This window comes from Massilia sp. UYP34 (genome assembly GCF_056279385.1).
Window position 1 is genome coordinate 107,075 of record NZ_JBWBRF010000015.1, and the last position, 6,667, is coordinate 113,741.

The window sequence follows — 6,667 nt, forward strand, 5'->3', positions numbered from 1 at the left end:
ATGGTTGTGTGAATTTATTCGTTTTCTCTCTGTGGGTCGAGACCTTAGGCTATGGGTTCCCACCCTCCAGAAAGATAATAAATGCTTCGCACAACCTTCATCCGTTCGCTGGCAGCACTGACCCTGCTGGTACAGGCCCCGGCGTTTGCCGCCGACGTCAACCTGCTCAACGTATCGTACGACCCGACGCGCGAGCTGTACCATGAGTTCGACGCGGCCTTCGCCAAGCACTGGAAAGCCAGGACGGGCGACAACGTCAACGTGAAGCAATCGCACGGCGGTTCGGGCAAGCAGGCGCGCTCGGTGATCGACGGCCTGCAGGCCGACGTCGTCACCCTGGCGCTGGCCTACGACATCGACGCCATCCGCGACAGGGGCCTGATCAATCCGGGCTGGGAACAAAGGCTGCAGTACCGCAGCTCGCCCTACACCTCGACCATCGTGTTCCTGGTGCGCAAGGGCAATCCGAAGAAGATCAGGGATTGGAACGACCTGGTCAAGCCGGGCATCTCGGTGATCACGCCGAATCCGAAGACCTCGGGCGGCGCGCGCTGGAACCACCTCGCGGCCTATGGCTACGCGCTGCGCCAGCCGGGCGGCAATCCGCAGAAGGCGGCCGAGTTCCTGGGCGCCCTGTACAAGAACGTGCCGGTGCTCGATTCAGGCGCGCGCGGGTCGACCACCACCTTCGTCGAGCGCGGCATCGGCGACGTGCTGCTGGCCTGGGAAAACGAGGCGCTGCTGGCGCTGCGCGAGCTCGGTCCCGATAAATTCGAGATCGTCGCGCCGTCGCTGAGCATCCTGGCCGAGCCGCCGGTCGCCGTGGTCGACAAGAACGTCGACAAGAAAGGCACCCGCAAGGTGGCCCAGGCCTACCTGGAATACCTGTACAGCGACGAAGGCCAGGACATCATCGCCAGGAACTACTTTCGCCCGGCGGTCGACAAGTTCGCCAAGAAGTATGCCTCGCAGTTCCCGCAGATCAAGCTATTCAAGATCAGCGATCTGGGCGGCTGGACCGCGGCCCAGAAGACGCACTTCGCCGATGGCGGCATCTTCGACCAGATCTACACCAGGAAGTAAGCTGCCCGCGGCACGCGGCGCCCGCAGCACCCGCAGCATCCCCGTCTCCCCGACGCCGTTCCCGCCGCTGGTGGGGCGGCGTTTTTTTGTCGGATCCTGGCATGGGCGGCACCCGCCGCTCACCCGCGCGCCAGACAATCCCTTGAAATAGCAAACTCAGTCACGAAGTGAACAATTCACTAACTCGTGGCCCGCCGCGCATCGCCGACGCGAACGCGGCGGTCCTTCCCCGCACAACGAACAAGGAAAGGATCACCCCATGTCAGTCAAACTCCGCAGGATCAATGAGCAAGTCATGGTCATCACCGGCGCCACCAGCGGCATTGGCCTGTCGACCGCGCGCATGGCCGCCGGGCGCGGCGCGCGCCTGGTGCTGGCCGCGCGCGCCGACGACGCGCTGGACGAACTGGTCGACGAGCTGCGCGCCGGCGGCGCCGACGTCATCGCCGTCGCCGCCGACGTCGGCAAGATCGACGACGTCGAACGCATCGGCGACGCCGCCATCCGCGCATTCGGCCGCATCGACACCTGGGTCAACAATGCCGGCATCTCGATCTTCGGCCGCATCGAGGACATCGCGCCCGAAGACCACCACCGCCTGTTCCAGACCAATTTCTGGGGCGTCGTGAACGGCTCGCTGGAAGCGGTCAAGCGCATGAAGCAGCGTGGCGGCGGCGCCCTGATCAACCTGGGCAGCGAACTGTCCGACCACGGCATTCCGCTGCAGGGCATGTACGCGGCGTCCAAGCACGCGGTGAAAGGCTTCACCGATTCGCTGCGCATGGAACTGGAAAAGGAAGGCGCGCCGATGTCGGTCACCCTGGTCAAGCCGTCGGGCATCGACACCATGTTCGCAGTGCACGCCAAGAACTACATGGAAAAGGAGCCGAAGCTGCCGTCGCCGGTGTATGCGCCGGAGCTGGTGGCCGACGCCATCCTGTACGCGGCCCAGCATCCGAAGCGCGACCTGTTCGTCGGCGGCGCCGCCAAGATGAACTCGTCGGGCGCCCGCTTCCTGCCGCGCGCCTTCGACAAATACGTGACGGCAACCATGTTCAAGGGCCAGACATCGGACGCGCCGGCCGACCCGGGCCGCCGCGACGCCCTGCACAAGCCCGACCATACGCGTGAGCTGCGCGAGCGCCAGGGCATTTACCAGACCCATGAGCGCAGCCCGTACACCGCGGCGCAGCTGCGCTCGAAACAGATCACCACCGCCCTGCTGGGCGGCGGCGCGCTGCTAGCGGCCTTCGTCCTGAGTCGGCGGACGGCTCGTTAAGAACGCGGTGTCCTCCTCGGTCAGCGGCAGATCGGGGATGGACTCGATGCGGTCGGTATCGATGTCGGCGCCATCCTTGGCCACCGTATCGCGGCCGGCCGCGGCGCGTTCTCCGGTGCCGCCCATGTCGCTGTCGCCCGAGAAATCGGCGTCGCCGACGTCAGGTCCGGCGGTGTCGCCGGCGTGGCTGGCTTCAAGGTCCGAGGTCGTGCCTTCATCGAAGTCGAGCACCTGGTCGGGATCGAGATTGCCGGCAAAGCCCGGGCCGCCGACGACGTCGCTGCCGGTGTCCGAAATATCGCTCGGGCCGAGCGCGTCGATGCCGTGGCCCTTGCCCAGGTTGCGGTCCGGGCGTTCCGGGAAGTTGTCCGGATCGAGTGTGCTGGTGCCAGTCATGTTTGCCTCCATAAGTGTTGATGAACCATGGAGACAGAGTACTGAATTTCGCCGCCCCGTGTCGCAGCGCACGCCTGCGCGACCGGACTGCGCCCGGGTTCAGAACGCGCGCCGCATGCCCACGTTGAGCGAGGAACCGTTGCCGGGCTTGACGCCCAGGTGCGCACCGGCCAGGTGCTGGATGTGCGAATAGGCGGCATAGAAATCCATCCGGCGCGACATCGCATAGGTGGCGCCGACGGCGAGCTGGCGCGCATCGTTGTCGGCCGGATCGCGGTCGTTGCGGCGCACGAAGGATGCCAGCAGCGTGGTCTGGCGCGATACCGGCATCGCCACGCCCATCAGCACATCGCGGCTGTCGGTCGAGCGCGTGGCGGCGACGCTGGCGCCATACGGATTGTCGGGATTGAACAGCGGCGAATTGCCCCAGCCGCGGTTGGCGCTGTAGGCGGTATAGGCCGTGCCCCAGTCGAAGCGCATATTGGCGGCGACGATGGAATTGCGGGCCGCCATCGTGATGTCGACCTCGTTGTAGCGGGTCACCTTGGCCACGTTGCGATTCTGGTGGGCGGCCCGGATGTTGAGCGGGCCCAGGTTAACGCCGACCGTCATGCCCCAGGCGCGTCCCGACGGCGAGCCGTCGACGTCGCCCTTGCGCCACTTGGCGCCGGCGCTGACGCCGGCAAAGCGGCCTTCGAAGCCTTCGCTGTCGTCGGCGCGTATGCCGCGCGGCGCCGCCTGCGCCGCCAGGCCGCCCTGGAAGGGATCGCCGACTTCGTTCAGGGCGGTGTAGTCGACGTTGTACTGGCGCCCTGCGGTCACGCTGCTGCGCCACTCGCGCTCGGGCGAGCGCGCGATGCCGGATGCGCTATCGGGCTCGCCCTCGAGCATGAAGATCGACGACTCGGCCGGCACCGTCTCGGCGCGCGCGGTCAGCTGCAGCTGGCTCAGGCAGTCGGCCCCGCAGACGGCTTCCTGGATCGCCCCGGCGCCGGCGCCCTCCGCATACTGACGGGCCGGTTCGTTCTGCGCCGAAGCGCAGGCCGCGCTCCCTCCGAGCACGGCCAATGCGACGATGGACATTCTCATGGCGTCAATCTCTCCCTGACACCTACTATCCGCCTGTTATGGCAGCCTGATCTGTCTTATACCTCACATAAACGCGCGTTTCGGTTCGCGTTTGCCTGACTCATGACCCGGCGCATGGCCTGACGGCCCGCCTTGATCCGGCGCACGGCTCATGCGTTGCTGCCTACCGTACACCGAACCGTTAACGGAAGCAATCTTTACGACGATTCCGGCCGCATCGGCGTCAGCGGCGCAGCGCGGCGAACGCCGCCGGCTCCCATTCGCGCAGCGCCAGCAGCAGGCCGCTGCCGCGCCGCTGCGCCAGCGGTGCGGCCAGGCTTTCCTCGTGCAGCTGGGCGAAGCGGGCGCGCATCAGGCGCAGCTCGTGCTGCAGCTTGGCGCGCGCGCTATCGGTGAGCATCCCATGCGCGAAATCGAGGGTCTCGCCGGCGCCATCGAAGCCGCCGGCCACGAATTCGGGCATGCCCTGGCCATTGAAGTAGCGCCGGATCGGGCCGTCGGCCAGCCAGTCGAAGTCGCGCGCCACGTTGACGCGGATGCGGTTGCCGGGCAGAAGCGTGATCAGTTGCAGGCGGTCCAGGCGCAGCAGGTATTGCAGGCATTCCGCCTCGCTCAGCCGATACACGCCCAGCATGTCGAGCATGCGCCAATGGTTCAGCGCGCACACCGCCACCAGCAGCAGCTTGTCGTCCTGCACCAGCTCGCCCTCCTGCTCGACGCTCAGGGTGCGCAGGCGGCGCTGGCCGTTCTGGGCTTCCTGCGCGATCTCGGCCAGGGTAAAGCCGAGCAGGCTGCAGATTTCCACGATGCGCTCGAGCGTGAACTGCTCGCTGGCGAACAGGCGCTTGATGCTCGGTTCGGACAGGTCGAGCGCGACGGCGACGTCGCGGTAGGTCAGGCCCTGCAGCTTCAGCTGGCGCTTGATGGTGGCAATGATCTGGCTGATCTGGGTCATGCTGGGAACTCGGGGGACGAGCCGGAACCGGCAGCGGTCGCCACGGCATGCCGGACCGGCGCTGCGGCCAGCCTGACGGCGTTCTTGCCGCCGCGCTTGGCGGCGTACATGGCCTGGTCGGCGCGCGCCAGCCAGGCGTCCAGGTCGGGCTTGTCGCCGGGCGCGAACAGCGCCACGCCGATGCTGGCGCCCACCGTGACCTCGGTGGTGCGCAAGGCATAGGGCTCGCGGATGCAGGTGAGCAGCTTGCGCGCGGTCTCTTCCGCGTCGCCCGAGGTGGCCAGCATCTCGAGCACCACCACGAATTCGTCGCCGGCCAGGCGCGCCACCAGGTCGGTCTTGCGCACGGCCGCCGCCAGGCGCGCTCCGAACTGGCGCAGCAGCTCGTCGCCTTCCTCGTGGCCGTGGGTGTCGTTGACCGCCTTGAAGCCGTCCATGTCGATGAACAGCAGCGCCGCCGGCATCGCGCTGCGCGAGGCCCGGGCCATGGCCTCGGGCAAGGTCTCCATGAGCGCGCGCCGGTTCGGCAAGCCGGTCATCACGTCGCGCAGCAGCAGCGCATTGAGCTCGGCGGTGCGTTCGGCCACCGCCGTCTCGAGATGTTCGTTCATCCGCTGCAGCGCGCGCCGAACCTGCGCTTCGCTGCTGACCAGATCGCGCATCGTGCGCGACAACATGTTTGCTTCATGAAAGCCACGGATCTGCGGGATCTCCGGCAAGTCTTCCCCGCTCGCCGTCGCCTGGGTCACCCGTTCGATCGCCTGGCCCAACTGGGCCATCGGCTGCGCCAGGCGGCGTGCCAGCAGCGCGGCCGCGAGCACCAGCAGCAGACCCAACAATGCGCTCCAGGCCAGCATGCGACGCTTCAGCTCGCTGGCGCCATGCAGGGCTTTTTCTTCATCCTGCCGCACCAGCACCGACCACTGCAACGTGGCCGGGTTGCCGGCATGGCCGGTCTGGCTGAATCCGGTGAGATAGGTGCGCCCGTCCGGCCAGGCTTCGCGCAGCGCACCGGTGTCGCCCAGGGTGGCGCGGCGCAGGCTGGCGGTATCGATTTTCTGCTCGAGCAGCTCCTGCGGCCCGAGCATGACGGTGCCGTCCGCGCGCACGACCAGGATCTCGGCGCCGTACTCGCGCAGCGCCGGCGTGAGCAGCATGCGCGCCTGGCGCCGCGCCCATTCCCAGCTCAGGTGCAGGCCGAGCACGGCGAACGGCTTGCCCTCGTGGCTTAACACGGGCGTCGACACGTCGACGAAGCGCCAGGGGTCGGCCCTGTGCGGCATCAGTTTTTCCAGCAGCAGCGCCGGATGGTAGTCGCTGGCGCGCACGCCGTCGCGGCCGGCATCGAACCAGGGGCGCTTGCTGACGTCGTTCCCCTCCAGCAAACCCTTGGTCGAGGCCACCACCTTGCCATTGGCATCGGCCATGCCGATCCAGGCGTAGTCGGGGAAGGTCTGCTGCAGGCTCTCGAGCATGACGCGCGCGGCGGCGGGATTGCGCGCCTGGCGCACCGACGGCAGCGCGGCCAGCATGCGGGCGTCGCCGACGGCCTGCTCCACGACGCGATTGAGCGCATCGCGCATCTGCCACGACAGTTGTTGCAGGCGCAACTCGGCTTCGGCATTCGCCTGGCGCACGGCGAAATGGTTCACCACTGCCAGTTGCAGCGCCACGGTCAATGCCACTGTGATGCACACTGCCAATGTCATCAAGGTGGAGAGACGGAATTTGCAGAGCAGATCTTGCATAAGAGATTTGCGAGAGCCTAATTGTTCAGTGCCGTGCGATCATTTTCCTCGCCGTAGCTGGCCTTTGTTCCGAGCAAAGGCTATGCTCGACGACTTGATTGCTGGGTTCAGCAGTCC

The 6,667-nt window shown here is 67.0% G+C and carries 6 protein-coding genes; 2 read left to right on the forward strand and 4 right to left on the reverse strand.

Features of this window, described 5'->3' with window-relative positions:
• Positions 1-81 precede the first annotated feature (81 nt).
• Complete coding sequence (locus ACZ9AQ_RS19300; RefSeq protein WP_429206326.1) at positions 82-1,083, forward strand: sulfate ABC transporter substrate-binding protein; 1,002 nt, start codon at positions 82-84, stop codon at positions 1,081-1,083.
• A 259-nt stretch (positions 1,084-1,342) separates the two neighbouring features.
• Positions 1,343-2,362 (forward strand): SDR family oxidoreductase, encoded by a 1,020-nt coding sequence (locus tag ACZ9AQ_RS19305; RefSeq protein WP_429206327.1) that lies wholly within the window; start codon positions 1,343-1,345, stop codon positions 2,360-2,362.
• Here the strand turns inward: ACZ9AQ_RS19305 and ACZ9AQ_RS19310 are convergent.
• From ACZ9AQ_RS19310 to ACZ9AQ_RS19325, 4 genes are all read right to left on the reverse strand, one after another.
• Positions 2,324-2,758, reverse strand: coding sequence for a hypothetical protein (locus tag ACZ9AQ_RS19310; protein ID WP_429206328.1), 435 nt, complete (start codon positions 2,756-2,758; stop codon positions 2,324-2,326). The genes ACZ9AQ_RS19305 and ACZ9AQ_RS19310 overlap by 39 nt on opposite strands.
• A gap of 99 nt (positions 2,759-2,857) precedes the next feature.
• A complete protein-coding gene (locus tag ACZ9AQ_RS19315) occupies positions 2,858-3,847 on the reverse strand; it encodes a porin (RefSeq protein WP_429206329.1) in 990 nt (329 codons plus the stop codon).
• Between the two features lie 223 nt (positions 3,848-4,070).
• On the reverse strand, positions 4,071-4,802 hold the full coding sequence (locus ACZ9AQ_RS19320) for a helix-turn-helix domain-containing protein (RefSeq protein WP_429206330.1): 732 nt from the start codon (positions 4,800-4,802) through the stop codon (positions 4,071-4,073).
• Entirely contained in the window at positions 4,799-6,499 is a 1,701-nt protein-coding gene (locus tag ACZ9AQ_RS19325) for a diguanylate cyclase domain-containing protein (RefSeq protein ID WP_429206331.1), read from the reverse strand. Before ACZ9AQ_RS19325 ends, ACZ9AQ_RS19320 begins: the two co-directional genes overlap by 4 nt.
• Between the last annotated feature and the right edge of the window lie 168 nt (positions 6,500-6,667).